The sequence below is a fragment of the Pseudoxanthomonas sp. CCNWLW251 genome (assembly GCF_037402255.1).
Classification (GTDB): Bacteria; Pseudomonadota; Gammaproteobacteria; order Xanthomonadales; family Xanthomonadaceae; genus Pseudoxanthomonas_A.
Genome location: NZ_JBBEGA010000001.1, coordinates 1,350,317 through 1,368,169 on the forward strand (window position 1 = coordinate 1,350,317; position 17,853 = coordinate 1,368,169).

A 17,853-nucleotide genomic window follows, 5' to 3' on the forward strand; every position below is an offset into this window, starting at 1 on the left:
ACCGCGCCACCTTCCTGATCGACCCGTTTCCGTTGCAGAAGTGCCCCGTGGGCACTCCTGCGGGGTCCTGCACAGCGTGGGTCAGACCTTGTAACCGGTATGGATGGCCACGATGCCGGCGGAGAGGTTCTTGTAGCTCGTCCGCGCGAAGCCCGCAGCATCCATCATGCCCTGCAGTTCGGCCTGCGGCGGATGTTTGCGGATGCTCTCGGCCAGGTACTGGTAGCTGTCCGCGTCCTGCGCGAACAGTTTCCCCAGTTTCGGCAACACCTTGAACGAGTGGAAGTCGTACACGGGCTTGAACCAGTCCACCGTGACTTCGGAAAACTCCAGCACGCGCGCCTGGCCACCGACCTTCAGCACGCGGTGCATGTCGCGCAGCGCGGCGTCCTTGTCGGTGACGTTGCGCAGGCCGAAGGCAATGGTCACCAGGTCGAAGCTGGCATCGGGAAACGGCAGCGCCTCGGCGTTGCACTGCACGTACTCCAGGCCCTGGACCAGGCCGCGGTCGGTCATGCGGTCGCGGCCCACCGACAACATGCCGGCATTGATGTCGCCCAGCACGATCTGCCCGGTGTCGCCCACGCGGTCCTTCAGCAATGCGGCGATGTCGCCCGTGCCGCCCGCGAGGTCCAGCACGCGGTCGCCGCGCTTCACCTGGCAGGTGCCCACGAAGTAGCGCTTCCACACCCGATGGATGCCGAGGCTCATCAGGTCGTTCATCAGGTCGTAGTTGCCGGCGACCGACGTGAAGACCTCGCCCACCAGCTTCTGCTTGTCCTTGGCGGCGACATCGCGGAAGCCGAAATGGGTGGTGCCGCGTTCGTAGGGGGATTCGCTCATCACCGGATTATCGCACTACCGGCCGGGCCAGCCCACGCCCAGGGCATCCACCCCGTATCCAAGCAGGCCGGGCGACCCCGGCCTGAGTGCTCAACGCTCCATCAGCGCACACACGGCCTGGAGGCGCAGCGCCCTGGGCAGGACGTCGCAGCCGCGCCTGCGGGCCCTGCCGGCCGCGACGGCCACCGGCGTCACGCGTGGTGGCTGGCTGACCGGCGGCGACGAAGAAGCCGCGACCGTGGCCGGCCTCACGAGCACGGGCGCCGGCGAGCTCATCGAGCGCGGTCGTGGCCCGATGCGCACCACGAAGCCATTCGCCGTCGCCGACACCACCTCGACCCAATGCAGATCGTCGGGCGTGTTCCAGCGACCGCCCACCTTCAGCATCGAGCCTTCATTGCTCGACAGGGTGGCGGCGGGAACATCACGGTCGACGCTGTAGGCGATGCCGTAATCCTCCAGCTTGTGGATGATCACCGCGTCACCGGCCAGCTTGGCCTCGTAGGTCCCGGTGCGCCGCCGCGCTTCCAGCGTGTAGATCACGGTCTTGTACGGATCCGGCTGCGACGGCATGGCCAGCACGACCAGTTGCGCATTGGTCGTCTGCACCAGACTGGCGGCATCCAGCACGAACTCCTGCGTCTCGCGGTTGTCGGCGGCGATGGTGCGCTTGCGCGACGCCGGCAACCAGCCCAGCCGCTCGCGCTGGTACATGTTGATGTGCTTGGGCAGCAGGCCATAGGTCGTATCGCTGGTGGCGTTGCGCCAGGCATCGCTCATCAGGTCCCACGGATTGTCGTAGGTGTCGCTGTCACCGTCGGAATTGTCGGAATGCGGCAACCCGTAGCCATGCCCCATCTCATGGGCGAGCGGAGCGAGGTTGATGAACGACCAGGGCGGACTCCACGTCACCCGTGTGCAGGTGTATACGCCGTCGAGCGTCGCGCAGGCGCCGCCGCCCCATGCATTGCCATCCAGTTCTCCGTTGAACATCAGGTTGACGCCCTGGATGTTCCTGAAGTCCACCTCGGCATCCGCCGCCGCCGCACAGTCGGCGAAAAGCGTGGACAGCTGGGCCTTCTGCTTGCCGTTGGTGGTGGTCAGGTACGCGACTCGCGGTTGGGGCAAGGTGTACCAGCCGTGCGCGGTGCTTCCCGCAAGGTTGACCTGGCCGTAGGACACCTCCGACCAGTAGTGGCCCAGCTGGCCCGGCGCGTTGCCGTACTGCTCCTGGAAATACGCGCGTGGCTTCTGCTCGCTTTCGATGTCGGCGAACTTGCACATCAGCGTCACCCAGCGCGTCGCGCCGAGCACGGGCGCCGCGGCCATCACGCGGCCATCCGCACCCATCGACGTCGCCCGTTGCGGAACCCGTCCTGTGGGCACGATGGTGTCGATCACGGAGCGTGCAGACGAGGACGACATCACCTTCGTGGCCGGTGCCTGGTACGACACCGCGACATGGCGGTTCGCCAGCGCATACAGGTCGCCGGCCGCGCGCCGGGATTGCGCGACATCCAGCGGCATGCGCTGGCCAGGACCGGTTTCCAGCCATACGTCCAGTTGCGGCGCTGCCTGCACCCGGCCAGGCAGCGCGCGCGGAGGGTCCGCCCACTGCAGTTGCAGGATGCCTTGCACGACGGTTTCCGCCCGCAGCGGAAAGGCCGGAAGAGTGCCTGCCAATGCCAATACACATCCGGTGATGAGCGCCCGAACGCTCATCTGCCGTGCATCGGCCGATCGGTGTTTGAACACGCGCGACCCCGCTCACGATCGGCGGGCCGACATGACACCGCCATGGGGGGTGTCGGCTGGCTTGCGCGGGTCTTGAGCCGGTTTCGCGGCGAATGCGCCCATTCGCGACACGGATGTTCCGAACTGCGATGCAGTGCAGGAATCGAACGCGAACCTCATCGTGTTCGCGGACAACGCCGCGCACTGGCGCCGCGTCAGGGAATGCCGGAGCGTGTCGGGAGATCCCCTACGGCTCAGCGCTCGCGCAGTGTGCACACCGCCGCGCGCGAGTTTCCCGTACGCGCGGAACTGCAACGGGCAGGTGGCATCGCGCGCACGCCATTGCCGCTCGCCGGCGCGACGACCGGGGATGACGCGGATGAGGACGTCACGGGCGTCGTCCTCACCAGTGCGGGCAGCGGACTGCTCATGACGCGCGGCGGACCGATCGTCAACACGAAGCCGGTCGCCGTCTGCGCCTTGACGGTGACCACATGCGACCCTTCGGGCGTAACCCAGCGCTCGCCCACCTTGAACATGGAGCCTTCGTTGTTCGCGCGATTGGCCGCCGGCACGTCGGCATCGACGCTGTATGCGGTACCCGAGCGCTCGACCCTGTGGATGATCACGGCGTCGCCGGCGAGTGCATTCTCGTAGGCACCCTGACGCCTGCGCGCCTCCAGCGTGTAGACGATGGTCGCGTACGGATCCGCCTGCGGCGACAGTGACAGCACCAGCATCTGCACATCGCCGGACGTTGGCAGGTGGGCATAGTCCAGCGCGATCTCGCGCGTGGCCAGATCGCCCAGCGCGATCACCCGCTGGCGCGCCGCGTCCACCCAGTTCAACCGGTGCCGCTGGAACATGTTGATGTGCTTGGGGCGCGTGCCGTACGTGGCGTCGCCCACTGCATTGGCCCAGCCATCGCTCATCACGTCCCACGGATTGTCGTAGGTGTCGTCGTCACCGTCGGAGTTGTCCGAATGCGGCAAGCCGTAACCGTGGCCCATCTCGTGCGCGAGTGGCGCAAGGTTGCTGAAGGACCAGGGCGGATTCCACGTCACGCGCGTGCAGAAGTTGGTCCTGCCTTCCAGCGGCGCGCAGCTCCCGCCACCCCAGGCATAGCCATCCAGATTGCCGTTGAACATCATGTTCACGCCCTGCACGCTGTTGAAATCCACCGTCGCGTCCGCCGCCGCACCGCAATCGGCGAACAGCTTCCTGAGATCGGCCTTGTCCTTGCCGTTCTCCTGCGTGACGTACTGGCTGCGGGGCTGCGGCAGCGTGAACCAGCCGTACGCACTGCTGCCCGTCAGGTCGATCTTGTTGTAGGACACCTCGCGCCAGTAGTGGCCTAGCTGCCCGACCGCCTCGCCGTACTGGGAATCGAAGAACGCCTTGTTCTTCTGCTCGGCATCGATGTCGCTGAACTTGCACATCAGCGTGACCCAGCGCGTGTTGCCACCCACGGGCGCTGCGGCCATCACGCGCGCGTTGGCGGGGTGCACGGGCGCCGATTGCGTGACCCGATCCGCCGGCACGATGGCCTGGATGGCCGGCGCGGACGACATCACGCGCCCCTGTGCCGCGAACGCCACCGCTACGCGGCGATTGGCCAGCACATACAGATCGCCTGCTGCCAGGCGTGCCTGCGCCGCGTCAAGCACGATGCGGCTGCCATCGTCCTTCACCAGATGCGCGTTGAAGCGGGGCTGCAGGCGTGCCTGTCCGGGGGCCGGCCGCGCGGGATCGCCCCACTCCAGTTGCAGCAGCCCCTGTTCGATGGTCTGCGCGCGGACATCACCCATCCCGGCAAGACCCAGCATCGCCAGCACGATGATCGTCCACCTGCGACCCTTCGCCGCTCGCGTCTCCATGTCCACTCCCCCACTCCATCGTCATGCGGATGCGCGCCGCGCGCGCGTGAGGCGTTGTAGTGCGCACGCATCATGCGCGCCGTGAGTGGCATCACATTCGGGGATGTGTGATGCTGGATTCTTGAGCAGCGTCACGCTGCATGCCGACGACGACCCCTTCATGAGCCACGTGCCCGACTACCGCGCCCTCCTCGAAACCGCCATCGCCGAAGCGCGCCTAGGTCTGGCCGAAGGTGGCATTCCGATCGGGGCCGCGCTGTACCACGACGACGGGCGACTGCTGGGCTGCGGCCACAACCGCCGCGTGCAGGAAGGCGATCCTTCCGTGCACGGCGAGACCGATGCCTTCCGCAAGGCTGGTCGCCAGCGGCGCTACCAGGACACCATCATGGTCACCACGCTCGCACCCTGCTGGTACTGCAGCGGACTGGTGCGCCAGTTCAACATCGGCACCGTGGTGGTGGGCGAATCGGTGAATTTCCAGGGCGGAATCGACTGGCTCCGCGAAGCCGGCGTCAATGTCATCGATCTGCAGAACCGGGAATGCATCGACCTGCTGGGCGACTACATCCGCGCCAATCCCGAGGTGTGGAACGAGGATATCGGCGAGGACTGAAGCCTGCGGCCCTCAGGCCGGTTTCATCACCATCAGCCAGAAGATCGCGATCACGCTGATGAAGGCAGGCCAGCCGAGCCAGAACCACCAGCGCATCGCGTGGTAGTAGGCCGGCGGCAGCGGCTGCGATGCTGCCACCGCCTGCAGGGCCAGATCACGTGCACGGATCTGCAGCCACAGCACCGGCAGCCAGCACGCACCGATCACGAAGAACAGCATCAGTGCCGCCTTCACCCAGAAGACATCCAGTGGCAGCCCCAGCAATCGGGTCAGCCACCAGCCCGTGGCCAGCTGCACGATGACGGACGGCGCAGTGAAACAGGTGTCGGCGATGACCACCGTGCGCGCGGTGGATGCGATCACGCGCGGATCGCCGCGCAGGTGCGCCAGCCACATGAAGAACGCGATACCCAGCCCCGTGCCGAACAGCAGCGTGGAGGCCAGGATGTGGATCCACTTCACCCACAGGTAGGTCATCTCAGCGTCGCTCCGTCAGGACCCACAGCACTGCCAATGCAGGCAGCAACACCAGGTTCTTGGCCATTCCGCCCAGCGGATCCCACCACAGCGCCGGGACCATGCCGCCGAGCAGCAGCGTGTAGGCCACCAGCAGAAGCAGCATCGCGCCGATGGCGGCACGGGGGCGCCAGCCGCTGGCCAGCCAGAGGCCCAGCAGGAGATCGGCCACGCCCCCCACGCGCGCCAGCATGATGGGCTCCCACGCGGCCAACGGCGTGCCCGACGACAATCGCAGGATGTCGGCGGCCGGCGTGACGAGGCCGGCCAATGCCGACAGCAGCCACAATGCCACCACGGCCCAGCGCAGGGCGGGCGCGAGGAAGTACAGCTGCGCCTGCCAGCGGTCCTGCACCTGGCTGGGCGCTTGCGCCAGGGCCTCCGCAAGCGTACGAGGCCGCAGCCCGAACGAGGCCTCCAGTCGGTCGGCCGCCTCCGGTGCCGTCGTGTTGCCCCGTCGCAACATGCGCCACATCGTTCGCCCGACAGGCCCCCGCCCCACGGCTTCCATCACCGATACCGCGAGCGAGACGCAGGCTTCCGGCACGGCCACAACGCGTTCGCCGGGAACGCGCAACCAGCGTCGCCATTGCCGCTGATAGTCGTGCAACGACATCGGCGCGGGGCCGCCCACTTCGTAGGTGCCGGAGACCGTGCCATCGACCGCGCGCGCGACAAGTTCGCCCACGTCTTCGGCTGCGACGGGTTGCACCTGCCAGCGGCCATCGCCCGGCAGCCACTGCGCGCCCGGGAATCCCGCCAGGGCGCGCAGTAGCGATGTGCCGCCGTAGGAACCACTGACCGAATAGACCACCGACGGACGCAGCACGACGGACGAGACGGCGAGCGCGGCGAGCTGTTCGTCGAAACGATGTTTGGACGCGATGAAGGGCCCGTCTTCCGGCAGGCCGAGCGCGGAGACCTGCACGAACCGCTTCACGCCACGGTCCACGCAGGCGTGTGCGAGCGCCAGCGGCGCAGCCACGTGCACGGCCCCGAAGGTCTGCCCGCCCTCCTCGCGGAGGATGCCTGCGGCATTGACCACCGCATCCACGCCGTCCAGCAGTGGCCTCCAATTCTCGGGACGCTGCATCGCCATCAGGTCGCAGGCGCGCTCGTCATCCGCGAGCGCGTGTTCCTTCGGACGCACTGCGCGCAGCACGCGCCAGCCGTGGCGATGGAGCGCCGCCACCAGATAGCCTCCGATGAATCCCGCACCTCCGACCACCAGCACGGTGCGTCCATTTCCCTCGGGAGATCGCTGCGCCATGCCTGCCATGCGGTCGTTCCGTGTCCGTGGAAATGAAGGGCAGCGCAGGATCAGGCCTTGCGCACGAACTCCGACTTGAGCTTCATCGCGCCGATGCCGTCGATCTTGCAGTCGATGTCGTGGTCGCCATCGACCAGGCGGATGTTCTTGACCTTGGTGCCCACCTTCACCACCAGCGAAGAACCCTTGACCTTCAGGTCCTTGATGACGGTGACGGTGTCGCCATCCTGCAGCGGGTTGCCGTTGGCATCCTTGATGACGCGCGCGTCATCGTCTGCGAGGGCTGTGCCGGCGGACCATTCATGGCCGCATTCCGGGCAGGCCAGCTGCACGCCATCCTCGTAGGTGTACTCGGATCGGCATTGCGGGCAGGGCGGCAGCGTGCTCATGGGAGGGACGACATCGTTCGGACGGTGCAGGATTGTAACCGACGGCTCGGACTCCCCTCCCGTAAACGAAGAACCCGCCTCGCGGCGGGTTCGTGGCGTCAGAGGATGTAGCGGCTCAGGTCGGGATCCTGCACCAGCTCGCCGAGGTGCGCATCGACATACGCTCGGTCGATGGTGACGCTCTGGCCATCGCGATCAGGCGCCTCGTAGCTCAACGTGTCCAGCAGGCGCTCCAGCACGGTATGCAGGCGCCGCGCACCGATGTTTTCCTGGCGTTCGTTGACCAGCGCGGCGATCTTGGCAAGACGGTCGATGGCATCGTCGCTGAAGCGCAGCGTCACGCCTTCGGTCTTCATCAGCTCGACATACTGCTTGCTCAACGCAGCCTTGGGCTCGGTGAGGATGCGGATGAAGTCCTCCTTGCTCAGGGCCGAGAGCTCGACGCGGATCGGGAAGCGACCCTGCAGTTCCGGGATCAGGTCGCTGGGCTTGGCCAGATGGAACGCGCCCGAGGCGATGAACAGGATGTGGTCGGTCTTCACCGTGCCGTATTTGGTCGACACATTGCTGCCTTCCACCAGCGGCAGCAGGTCGCGCTGGACGCCCTCGCGGCTGACGTCGCCGCCGCTCATGTTGCCGCCGCGCTTGGCAACCTTGTCGATCTCGTCGATGAAGACGATGCCGTGCTGCTCGCAGGCCTCGATGGCGGCGGCGCGGATGTCGTCCTCGTTGACCAGCTTGGCGGCCTCTTCCTCGACCAGCTGCGGGCGCGCGGCCTTGATCGTCACCGTGCGCTTGTGGGTCTTGTTGCCGCCCAGGTTGGAGAACATCTGCCGGAGCTGCTGGCCCATCTCCTCCATGCCGGGGGGCGTCATGATGTCGACACCGACATTGGCGGCCAGCTCCAGCTCGATCTCGCGTTCGTCCAGGTCGCCGTTGCGCAACTGCCGGCGCAGCTTCTGCCGGGTCTCGGATTCTTTCGACGATGGCTCCGCGCCGATGTCGACCGTGGTGGTGTTCGCACCGAAGCCGAACCCGCCGCCGGCGCCTTCGCGTCGCGGCAGCAGCGCATCCAGGATGCGGTCCTCGGCGCGGTCCTCGGCCTGGGTACGCATGCGCGCCTTGGCCTGTTCGCGATACATCTTCACCGCCGTGTCGGCCAGGTCGCGGACGATCTGCTCGACATCCTTGCCCACGTAGCCGACCTCGGTGAAGCGCGTGGCCTCGACCTTCACGAACGGCGCGTTGGCCAGCGTGGCCAGGCGGCGCGCGATCTCGGTCTTGCCTACGCCGGTCGGGCCGATCAGCAGGATGTTCTTCGGCATCACCTCGTTGCGCAGGCCGGCATCCAGCTGCATGCGGCGCCAGCGGTTGCGCAACGCGATGGCGACCGCGCGCTTGGCGGCGTGCTGGCCGACGATGTGGCGGTCGAGTTCCTGCACGATCTCGCGCGGGGTCATGGTGGAGGACGTGTTTTCGGTCATGGCGATGGTTCTGTAGGAGGGGCTTCAGCCCCGGCCGCGATGGACGGGGCACGTGGATGGCGGGAGCGTCAGAGCTCTTCGACCACTACGTTGCGGTTGGTATAGATGCAGATGTCGCCGGCGATGTTCAGCGCTTCAACAGCGATGGACTTCGCGTCCAGTTCGGTGTGCGCGAGTAGCGCGCGGGCGGCGGACAATGCGTACGAACCGCCGGACCCGATGGCGATGATGCCGTCCTCCGGCTCGATCACGTCGCCGGTGCCGCTGATGATCAGCGACGTCTCCTTGTCGGCGACGGCGAGCAACGCTTCGAGCTTGCCCAGGCGGCGCTCGGTGCGCCAGTCCTTCGCCAGCTCCACGGCGGCACGCGTCAGCTGCCCGTGCTTTTCCAGCTTGGCCTCGAACAGCTCGAACAGCGTGAAGGCATCGGCGGCGGCGCCCGCAAAACCGGCCAGCACCTGGCCGTCGCGGCCGAGCCGGCGCACCTTGCGCGCATTGCCTTTCATCACGGTGTGGCCCAGCGTCACCTGCCCGTCGCCGGCGACGGCGACGTGGCCATTGCGACGTACGCAAAGGATGGTGGTGGCGTGGAAGACGTTCGGGTTCTGGCTGGGGTCCATGGAGGCCTCCGGGGTGTTCCCCCAGAGGTGGGGACGCCGGTCCCCGGTTCAAGCATGACCTTCGACTTGATTGATCTCCTGCGGGAGCGACGTGAGTTGCGACCGCATGGCTCGGACCATCACGGACCCGTCTCTGCAGCCACCATCGGACAACGCGCCGGGACGTGCCTGCTGCGTCGCGACTCACGTCGCTCCCACAGGGGATCAGCGCTTGCGCTTCGCCCTGGGATGCGCCGCGTCGTACACCTTGGCCAGGTGCTGGAAATCGAGATGCGTGTAGATCTGCGTGGTGGCGATGTCGGCATGCCCCAGCAGTTCCTGCACGCCACGCAGGTCGCCGGACGATTCCAGGATGTGGCTGGCGAAGCTGTGCCGCAGCATGTGCGGGTGCACGTGCTTGAACAGGCCCTGCCGCTGCGCCAGCTGCTTGATGCGGATCTGCACGGCGCGCTGCGAGATCGGCCCCTCCCCTCGCCCCGGGAACACGAACGCCTCGTTGCCCACCGTCCGTTCCTGCCGCCACTCGGCGAGCGCGTTGCGTGCATGCGATCCCACGGGCACCTTGCGTTCCTTGTTGCCCTTGCCCAACACCGTGACCATGCCACCCACCATGTCGAGGTCGCGCCAGCGCAGCGCGCACAACTCGCTGAGGCGAAGCCCGGAGGAGTAGAACAGTTCGAGCAGTGCGCGGTCGCGCTTGCCCAGTGGCGCATCCACCGGCACTTCCACCAGCCTGACGGCCTCGTCGGCATCCAGCACCTGTGGCAGCTTGCGCGCCGCCTTGGGTGCGCGCAGCGCCGCCGCAGGACTGGCCGCGATGCGGCCATGCTTGAGGAGCCATTGGTAATAACTGCGGCAGGCCGACAGGCGCCGCTGCAGGCTCTTCGGTGACAGTCCACGACGATGCTCGGCCGCGACGAAGCCACGCAGGAACTCCGCCTGCACCTCCGCAAGATCGAGCATGCCCTGTGCGTGCGCCCACTCCGTCAGCGCGGCGAGATCACGGCGATACGCATCCAGCGTATGCGCGGAGACGCGGCGCTCGACTTCGAGATGGGCCAGGAAGTCGGTGACGGACATGGTCCTTCCCTCCCCGTCATTCCGGCGAAAGCCGGAATCCATGTTGCCTGTGTGTTTGCTTCAGGCAGCCCGCCGCAAGAGCAGGAACGGAATGGATTCCGGCTTTCGCCGGAACGACGGCATGAGGCGATCGCCTCGCCTCAGCCATCGAACCGCTTCAATGCCGTCACCAGCGTCTCGCCCATCATGCGCAGGAACAGGGTGCCCATGCCGGGATAGAAGCGGTTGCCGTCACGGCTGCCCACGGCCACCAGGCCGATGCCGGGCAGCGGCAGCAACGCCGACGAGGCGACTTCCTCGGCGCGCGCGCCGTACAGCAGCACGTGTTTCTCGGGCTGCAGGCGGCCGCAGATCGGCTCGCCATCGCGCAGGCAGTCGCGGAACGGGGCCATGTGCGGATTGTCGGCCGGCACGATCTGCAACCAGTCGTTCTCCACCAGGCCGTCGACGGGCTGCAGCAGCACGATGCTGACGCGGTCGCCGTTGAAATCCTCGGCCAGCGAGGCCGCCATCGCCCGCAGCGTGTCAGCCGCCGTGCCCTGCTTCATGAGGGTGAGGGCAAGCTGATGGGTACGCACGGCCAGGCGCTCGTTTTCCTGCGCGTTGGCGAACAGGTCACCGAGGCGCTTGGACAATTCGCGGTTCTTGTCGCGCAGCACGTCCAACTGGTAGCTGGCCAGCGACGCGGTGGGGCCTTCATCGCGCGGCACCACCAGGCTCAGCGCCAGGTCGGGGAACTGTTTCAGGAAAGTGGGGTGCCGTCGCAGCCATGCTGCGATCTCGTGGGCGCCCAGCTTCTCTTGCGTGTCGCTCATGCTTTCCATTCCCCTTCGAATACGAATGCCGCCGGCCCGGACATGATGACCGGCGCGTCGTCGGACGGCCAGCGGATGCGCAGCTCGCCACCGGGCAATGCGATGGCCACGTCACGATCCACGCGCCCGCGCCGGATCAGCACGGCCGCCGCCGCGCAGGCGCCGCTGCCGCAGGCCAGGGTTTCGCCGACGCCGCGCTCGTATACGCGCAGGCGCACACGGTCGCGCGCGACCACTTCGGCGAAACCGACGTTGACCGACTCCGGGAAGTGGCGCGAGCGCTGCAGCAACGGGCCGTAATGCTTCACGGGCGCGGCATCGACGGATGGGACTTCGATGACCGCGTGCGGATTGCCCATCGACACTGCGCCGAACCGCAGGCGGAGTCCTTCGTCCACATCGGCGTCGTACTCCGGCTGGACATGGTCGAAACCGTGCAGCGGAATGCGCGCCGGCACGAATTCCGGCACGCCCATCGCGATCGCGTAGCGGTCGTCGCCGATGCGCTCCACCGCGTGCGTGGCCAGCGGACTGTCCACGTTGAAGGTGTCGCCACGCGCCGCGCCGTCGCGGACCAGCCAGGCGGCGACGCAACGGGCGCCGTTCCCGCATTGCTGCGAGGGCGAACCGTCGGAGTTCCAGATGCGATACGCGGCCACTGCGCCTGCGCTGCGCGGCCGTTCGACGGTCAGGATCTGGTCGCATCCCACGCCGACATGGCGATCCGCCAGCTGCGCCGCCAGCCGGGCATCCGGTGGCGGCGCGCCATCACGCAGGTCCAGCACGACGAAGTCGTTGCCGGCGCCGTGCATCTTGGTGAAGCGCATCGGCGTGGACCGTGCGTGGAGGGGCTCAGCCATTCCCGTCGGTGGCCGGCACCGTGGCCGGATCGATGGGCGGCTCGGCGGGCAAGGTGTCCGTGGCCGGCGTTTCGGGCGATGCGGCGGGGGCCACGGGGGCTTCCTCGACGGGCTTCTCCGGCAGGAACAGCGGGCCCTTGGCTCCGCAGGCGGACAGGGCCGCCATCAGGGCGGCAGCGGCGAAAAGACGGGCGTTCCGGTTCATGCCGCGAGTATAGCCACAGGCCGATGAATGCGCCGCGCCTTCACCGCGTGCGCGGGGGTTCCGGTCGCATCCACAGCCACGCCGCGACCGTCGCCATGCAGGCGACCGGCAGGGCGACCATCCACCACCGATGCGAGCCGGTCCACAGCATCAGTGCGAGCAGGATCGCCGCACTGGCCAGCATGGTCCAGGTGGCCATCCACTTCGCGCGTCGCGATACGGCACGGTGCAGATGCCAGTCATGGATCATCGGGCCGAAGCGCGGATGCGTCATCAGGCGGCGATGCAGCCGCTCCGAGCCGCGCGACGCCGCGTACGCGGCGATCAGCACGAACACCGTGGTCGGCAACCCCGGCACGAACACACCGAGGATGCCGAGGCCCAGGCTGGCATACGCCAGCAGCCACCACGCCCAGCGGAAGCGCGCGGGACGCCGGGCAGCGGGCTCGGGCAGCGAAGGAGACTTGTCTTCCACGGCGCCCTTGTACCCCAAATCCACCACCGGGCGCGAACACGCCCGGCGCGGCGGGAAACGCGGCGCGCCATCGACGCTTTCCGGCCCTGGAACATGGGCAGCGCCGGGGATGCGCCATGGTCCGCAACGAAAAGAGCCGGGTCTCCCCGGCTCTTTTCCTGCGCGTGCTGTCGCTTACTTCGAGGCGACGCCGAGCTGGTCCAGCATGAAGGCGAACATCTCGGCGCGTTCGCGGTACTGGCGGAAGCGGCCCGACTTGCCGCCATGGCCGGCTTCCATGTTGGTGCGGAACACCACCGGGTCCGTGCCGGTGTTCAGGTCACGCAGGCGGGCCACGTACTTGGCCGGCTCCCAGTACTGCACCTGCGAGTCCCACAGGCCGGTGCCGACGAACATCGCGGGATAGGCCTTCGCCTGCAGGTTGTCGTAGGGCGAGTACGTGAGGATGTAGTCGTAGTAGCCCTTCTCTTCCGGGTTGCCCCACTCGTCGTATTCGTTGGTGGTCAGCGGGATGCTGGGGTCCAGCATCGTGGTCGCCACGTCGACGAACGGCACCAGCGTCAGGATGACCTTGTACTTCTCCGGTGCCATGTTCGACACCGCGCCCATCAGCAGGCCACCGGCACTGCCGCCCATCGCCGCCACACGGTCCTTGGCTGCATAGCCTTCCTTGACCAGGTAGTCGGTGACGTCGATGAAGTCGGTGAACGTGTTGACCTTGTTGTACAGCTTGCCGTCGTCGTACCACCGGCGGCCCATTTCCTGTCCGCCGCGGATGTGCGCAAGCGCATAGACCACGCCACGGTCCAGCAGGCTGACATTGGTGATGCTGAAGTTGGGGTCCATCGACGCACCGTAGCTGCCGTAGGCGTACTGCAGCATCGGCGCCTTGCCGTCGCGGGCAACGTCCTTGCGGTACACCAGCGTCACCGGGATCTTCGTCTTGCCGTCACGCGCCGGCGCCCACACGCGCTCGGTGACGTACTTCGAGGCGTCGTAGCCAGGCACGGGCTGCTGCTTCAGCTGCCGGCGTTCGCCGGTCTTCGTGTTGATCTCGTAGGTCGTGGCCGGCGTGGTCATTGAGGTGTAGCTGTAGCGCAGCCAGTCGGTGCCGGTCTCGGGATTGGCGGACAGGCCCATCGAATACGCCGGCTCGTCGGCCTTGACGTAGTCGCTGCTGCCGTCGGCCTTGATCACGCGCAGGCTTTCCAGTGCGTTGGCGCGTTCGGCCACCACGCTGAAGCCGTCGAACAGTTCGAAGCCCTCGATGAAGACGTCATCGCGGTGTGCGATCCAGTCCTTCCAGTCCTTGCGGGAGACCGAATCGGTCGGCGCGATGACCAGCTTGAAGTTGGTGGCGCCATTGGCGTTCGTGCGGATCACCCAGCGGTCGCCGAGGTGGTCGGCCTGGTACTCGACATCGCGCTCGCGCGGCGCCAGCACGGTGAACACGCCCGGGCTGGCAGCCGGCGTGCAGCGCATCTCCGAGGAGACGGTGCTCTCCACACTGATGCAGATGAACTTGTCGTCGCGACTGCGGCCGATGCCCATGTAGAAGCTGTCGTCCTCTTCCTCGTAGACGAGCTTGTCCTGCGCGGCAGGCGTGCCCAGTACGTGCGACTTCACGCGCTTGCTGAGCAGGGTCTCCGGATCCTTGTCGACGTAGAACAGGGTGCGGCCATCGTCGGACCAGACCAGGTTGGGCTCGGCGTTGGTGATCGTGTCAGGCAGGATCTCGCCGGTTTCGAGGTTCTTGAAGCGGATGGTGTACTGGCGGCGGCCATTGGTGTCGTCGGCATAGGCCAGCAGGCGGTTGTCCTGGCTGACCTCGTAGTCGCCGACGTTGTAGTAGTCCTTGCCTTCGCCCAGCGCATTCACGTCCAGCAGCACCTGCTCGCCGGCGAAGTCCCCTGCGGCGTTGGCCGCCTGGATGGATACCGCATCCAAGCCCGGACCGTCCTTGCGGCGCGCATGCACCGGGTAGTCCTTGCCGGTCACGAAGCGGGCGTAATACCACCAGCCACGCTCGCGATACGGCACGCTGGCGTCATCCTGCTTGATGCGGGCGACGACCTCGTCGTAGAGCTTGTCTTCCAGCGGCTTCAACGGCGCCATCACCAAGTCGGTGTAGGCGTTCTCGGCGTTGAGGTACGCCAGCATTTCCTTGTTCTCGCGCTTGTCGTCGCGCAACCAGTAGTACTCGTCGTTGCGTTCGGCGCCATGCGGCGCCTTCACCACGTGCGGCTTCTTCGCCACGTCGGGCGGAGTGGCGGTGGCGGCGAGGGCGGAGGTGATCGGGGTGCTCATCAGGACGGTGGCGGCCAGCAGCAGGGAAGTCGGTTTCATGGATGGGGTCCGGGGATGCGGGATGCAATGGGAAGCGGTCTGCCCCCTCCTCCGCTTGCGGGGGAGGGTTGGGGTGGGAGCAAGCTCGTTGACTTACCGCGCCAAGAGCACCCCCATCCCCGCCTTCCCCCGCAAGCGGAGGAAGGGGCTGTGTACCGTTACTTGGCCAGCTGCTGCCAGAGGAAGGTGTAGGCGAGCGCGCTCATGTGCGCGGCCTGGGCGTTGTTCGCCGCACCGCCGTGGCCACCTTCGATGTTCTCGTAGTAGCGCACGTCCTTGCCCGCTTCCAGCATCCTGGCGGCCATCTTGCGGGCGTGGCCCGGGTGGACGCGGTCGTCGCGGGTGGAGGTCATGAACAGGGTCGGCGGATAGTCCTTCTTCGCGTCGAACAGGTGGTACGGCGAGAAGGTCTGGATGAATTCCCAGTCGGCGGTGTCGGGGTTGCCGTACTCGGCCATCCACGAGGCGCCCGCCAGCAGGTGGCTGTAGCGCTTCATGTCCAGCAGCGGCACCTGCACGACGACCGCGCCGAACAGTTCGGGATACTGCGTCAGCATGTTGCCGGTCAGCAGGCCACCGTTGCTGCCGCCCTGGATGCCCAGGTGCTTCGGCGAGGTGATCTTGCGGGCGATCAGGTCCTGCGCGACCGCAGCGAAGTCCTCGTACGCCTTGTGGCGGTTGGCCTTCAACGCGGCCTGGTGCCAGCGCGGACCGTACTCGCCGCCGCCGCGGATGTTGGCGACGGCATAGACGCCGCCCTTCTCCAGCCAGCCCTTGCCGACGCCGCCGGAATAGCCGGGGGTCAGCGAGATCTCGAAGCCGCCGTAGCCGTACAGCAGGGTCGGCGTGCTGCCGTCGTACTTCAGACCTTCAGGGCGAACGAGGAAGTACGGCACCTTGGTGCCATCCTTCGACGTGGCGAAGTGCTGTTCGATCTTCTTGCCCGAGGCGTCGAAGAACGCCGGCATTGACTTCAGCTGCTCAGGCTGCTTGCCGATCTCGGCCAACGACAGCGTGGTCGGGGTCAGATAATCGGTGGCCGTCAGCCACACCGCGTCGCTGTCGTCGCTGTCCACATCGTTGACGCCGATGGTGCCGAAGGACGGCGCGCCGACGAAGGCGCTGGTCTTCCAGCCCGAAGCCGACGGCGTGAGCACGCTCAGGCGGTTCTTCACGTCCTCCAGCACGTTGAGCACCAGGTGGTTCTTCGTCCACGTGAAGCCGGCCAGCGAGGTCTTGTCGGTCGGCGCGAACAGCACGTCGAAGTCGCGCTTGCCGGCCATGAAGTCATCGAACTTCGCGGCCAGCAGGCTGCCCGCGGCATGGGTCTTGCCGCCGACGGTCCACGGCTCGCGCAGTTCCAGCGTCAGCCATTCCTTGTGCACGCCCTTGTTGGCGGAATTGGGTGCATCGATCTTGGCCAGCGTGCCGTCGGCGCGACGCAGGTAGAGCTCGTCGTTGTAGAAGGCGATGGTGCGGCTGACGAAATCGCGCTGGAAGCCCGGCGTGTCGTCATGGTAGGCCGCGATGTACATGTCCTCCGCGGTGCCTTCGTACACGACGGCGGCCGATGCGAGCGGCGTGCCCCGCTTCCATTCCTTCACGATGCGCGGGTAACCCGAGCTGGTCAGGCTGCCGGCGCCGAAGTCGCTGTAGACGTAGACGGTGTCGGCGTCCTTCCAGCCCAGCGCACCCTTGGCCTCGGGGCGGTAGAAGCCGTCGGTCAGGAACTTCTTGTTGACCAGGTCGAACTCGCGGGTCTCGTCGGCATCGGCACCGCCGCGCGACAGCGCGACCAGGCAGCGCGCGTAGTCCGGCTTGCGGCAGTCGGCACCGTGCCAGACCCAGTTCTTGCCTTCGGCCTTGTTCAACGCATCCAGGTCCAGCACGGTTTCCCACTGTGGCTGGGCCTTGCGGTACTCGGCCAGCGTGGTGCGGCGCCAGACGCCGCGCTCGTGCTGCTTGTCCTTCCAGAAGTTGTAGTAGTACTCGCCGATCTTCTGCACGCCCGGGATCTTGGCGTCGGAATCGAGGATGGCGCGGATATCCGATTCCAGCTGCTTGAAGGCCGGGGTCGAGGCGATCTCGGCCTCGGCCCTGGCGTTCACACCCCTCACCCAGTCCAGCTGCTTCTGCCCTTCGACGTCCTCCAGCCAGGCATACGGATCGTTCGTCACGTCAGCCTCCTTGGCATGGGCAGGGGCTGACAGCGCGCCAGCGACAGCGAGGCCTGCGGCCAGGCAGGCATGGGTGAGTCTGGGCATCGGGTGCGGCTCCGGAGGTGCGTTTCATGAACATGGCACGCTAGCACAAGGCCCGGAGGGCACCCCCTGCCGAAGGTCAGGCCGCCCTGGGCAGGGCGACGCCCCTGTCGCGGATGCGGCGCGCCTGCGGGCTGCGACGACGGCGCGCCGTCCGATGCGCCCTGGCCCCACGGACCGGAAGCCGGAACCGGTGCAGGGCCCACCAGGCCACGGCAGGCATCCCGACCAGCCACAGGGGCAGCCAGCCCAACCAGTCGGTGCTGGCGCGGGCCAGCGGCAGCAGCAACACCAGCGCAACGCCTGACAGCACCACGCGGCGCAGGACACGATCCAGATGGACATCGGGGCGGTCCTGGCGGACCGCATGCGAAACCTGAAGCGAGGACATGGACATGGCGGAGGATTCCCTTGTGTGATGTCAGTACGACGTCACATTCACGCAGTGGCATCTCACGGGTT

17 protein-coding genes are annotated in these 17,853 nt (G+C 67.0%); 1 reads left to right on the forward strand and 16 read right to left on the reverse strand.

The features are described from left to right. Positions 1-81: 81 nt before the first annotated feature. The 3 genes from ubiE to WBN46_RS06370 all read right to left on the reverse strand — a co-directional run bounded on the left by ubiE (position 82) and on the right by WBN46_RS06370 (position 4,454). Complete coding sequence (gene ubiE, locus WBN46_RS06360) at positions 82-843, reverse strand: bifunctional demethylmenaquinone methyltransferase/2-methoxy-6-polyprenyl-1,4-benzoquinol methylase UbiE (protein WP_142123235.1); 762 nt, start codon at positions 841-843, stop codon at positions 82-84. Positions 844-933: 90 nt separating this feature from the next. Next, positions 934-2,481, reverse strand: a complete 1,548-nt coding sequence (locus WBN46_RS06365) for a hypothetical protein (protein WP_337730763.1) — start codon at positions 2,479-2,481, stop codon at positions 934-936. Between the two features lie 350 nt (positions 2,482-2,831). After that, positions 2,832-4,454, reverse strand: coding sequence for a hypothetical protein (locus WBN46_RS06370; protein WP_337730764.1), 1,623 nt, complete (start codon positions 4,452-4,454; stop codon positions 2,832-2,834). A 160-nt stretch (positions 4,455-4,614) separates the two neighbouring features. On the opposite strand from WBN46_RS06370, the gene WBN46_RS06375 reads away from it, so the two are divergent. Beyond that, a complete protein-coding gene (locus tag WBN46_RS06375; RefSeq protein WP_337730896.1) occupies positions 4,615-5,070 on the forward strand; it encodes a nucleoside deaminase in 456 nt (151 codons plus the stop codon). A 12-nt stretch (positions 5,071-5,082) separates the two neighbouring features. Here the strand turns inward: WBN46_RS06375 and WBN46_RS06380 are convergent, their stop codons facing one another. The 13 genes from WBN46_RS06380 to WBN46_RS06440 form a co-directional block, all read right to left on the reverse strand. Continuing rightward, entirely contained in the window at positions 5,083-5,547 is a 465-nt protein-coding gene (locus WBN46_RS06380) for a DUF2269 domain-containing protein (protein ID WP_337730765.1), read from the reverse strand. Position 5,548: 1 nt separating this feature from the next. Further along, entirely contained in the window at positions 5,549-6,856 is a 1,308-nt protein-coding gene (locus WBN46_RS06385; protein ID WP_337730766.1) for an NAD-dependent epimerase/dehydratase family protein, read from the reverse strand. Positions 6,857-6,906: 50 nt separating this feature from the next. Next, positions 6,907-7,245, reverse strand: coding sequence for a zinc ribbon domain-containing protein YjdM (locus WBN46_RS06390; protein ID WP_337730767.1), 339 nt, complete (start codon positions 7,243-7,245; stop codon positions 6,907-6,909). Between the two features lie 98 nt (positions 7,246-7,343). Beyond that, positions 7,344-8,729, reverse strand: coding sequence for an ATP-dependent protease ATPase subunit HslU (gene hslU, locus WBN46_RS06395; RefSeq protein ID WP_337730768.1), 1,386 nt, complete (start codon positions 8,727-8,729; stop codon positions 7,344-7,346). A 68-nt stretch (positions 8,730-8,797) separates the two neighbouring features. Beyond that, on the reverse strand, positions 8,798-9,349 hold the full coding sequence (gene hslV, locus WBN46_RS06400; RefSeq protein ID WP_337730769.1) for an ATP-dependent protease subunit HslV: 552 nt from the start codon (positions 9,347-9,349) through the stop codon (positions 8,798-8,800). Positions 9,350-9,553: 204 nt separating this feature from the next. Beyond that, positions 9,554-10,429 carry a tyrosine recombinase XerC gene (gene xerC, locus WBN46_RS06405; RefSeq protein ID WP_337730770.1) on the reverse strand — a complete coding sequence of 292 codons (876 nt, stop codon included), beginning with the start codon at positions 10,427-10,429 and terminating at the stop codon, positions 9,554-9,556. 140 nt (positions 10,430-10,569) lie between these two features. Further along, positions 10,570-11,244 carry a DUF484 family protein gene (locus WBN46_RS06410; protein ID WP_337730771.1) on the reverse strand — a complete coding sequence of 225 codons (675 nt, stop codon included), beginning with the start codon at positions 11,242-11,244 and terminating at the stop codon, positions 10,570-10,572. Next, positions 11,241-12,104 (reverse strand): diaminopimelate epimerase, encoded by an 864-nt coding sequence (gene dapF / locus WBN46_RS06415; RefSeq protein WP_337730772.1) that lies wholly within the window; start codon positions 12,102-12,104, stop codon positions 11,241-11,243. The genes WBN46_RS06410 and dapF overlap by 4 nt, the downstream gene beginning before the upstream one ends. Further along, positions 12,097-12,309 carry a lipoprotein gene (locus tag WBN46_RS06420; protein ID WP_192200024.1) on the reverse strand — a complete coding sequence of 71 codons (213 nt, stop codon included), beginning with the start codon at positions 12,307-12,309 and terminating at the stop codon, positions 12,097-12,099. Before WBN46_RS06420 ends, dapF begins: the two co-directional genes overlap by 8 nt. A gap of 40 nt (positions 12,310-12,349) precedes the next feature. Beyond that, positions 12,350-12,763 carry a YbaN family protein gene (locus WBN46_RS06425; RefSeq protein WP_337730897.1) on the reverse strand — a complete coding sequence of 138 codons (414 nt, stop codon included), beginning with the start codon at positions 12,761-12,763 and terminating at the stop codon, positions 12,350-12,352. 195 nt (positions 12,764-12,958) lie between these two features. Beyond that, on the reverse strand, positions 12,959-15,130 hold the full coding sequence (locus WBN46_RS06430) for a S9 family peptidase (RefSeq protein WP_337730773.1): 2,172 nt from the start codon (positions 15,128-15,130) through the stop codon (positions 12,959-12,961). A 158-nt stretch (positions 15,131-15,288) separates the two neighbouring features. Next, positions 15,289-17,394, reverse strand: a complete 2,106-nt coding sequence (locus WBN46_RS06435; protein WP_337730774.1) for a prolyl oligopeptidase family serine peptidase — start codon at positions 17,392-17,394, stop codon at positions 15,289-15,291. 76 nt (positions 17,395-17,470) lie between these two features. Continuing rightward, positions 17,471-17,782 (reverse strand): hypothetical protein, encoded by a 312-nt coding sequence (locus WBN46_RS06440; protein ID WP_337730898.1) that lies wholly within the window; start codon positions 17,780-17,782, stop codon positions 17,471-17,473. Between the last annotated feature and the right edge of the window lie 71 nt (positions 17,783-17,853).